This window comes from Curtobacterium sp. B18 (assembly GCF_000333375.1).
Taxonomy (GTDB): domain Bacteria; phylum Actinomycetota; class Actinomycetes; order Actinomycetales; family Microbacteriaceae; genus Curtobacterium.
The window spans coordinates 1-347 of the sequence record NZ_BACZ01000191.1; the positions used below are offsets into that span (position 1 = coordinate 1).

The 347-nt window shown below is 72.6% G+C and carries 1 protein-coding gene; it reads right to left on the reverse strand.

The genetic code is table 11. The features are described 5' to 3' along the window. Positions 1-347: 1-deoxy-D-xylulose-5-phosphate synthase N-terminal domain-containing protein (locus I5E_RS27280; protein ID WP_441294322.1), on the reverse strand; the 347-nt coding region annotated here is incomplete at both ends.

Below are 347 nucleotides of genomic sequence, written 5' to 3' on the forward strand. Positions count from 1 at the left end.
CTACCGCGCCGGCTTCCGGATGCTCGTGAACTCGGAGCCGCTGCGCCGGTACCTCGCCGAGGTCGAGGCACTCGACGTGCCGCGCGAGCGCACCTTCGCGCCGCACCTGGACCTCGAGCTGCTCCGCGACCACGGTCCGGTCGGCCTGGCCGGTCTGCACGAAGGCACGGGAGATGCCGTCCGCCCAGGACAGCGACGACGACGCGTGCGAGGACTCCACGATGTCGTGCTCCGACTCGCGCCGCTGCGGGTACCCGGCGAGGCCGCCCCGCTCGCGCAGCCGCGAGAAGTCCTGCCGCCCGGTGACGAGCTTGTGCACGTAGGACTGGTGGCCGGTGTCGAACACG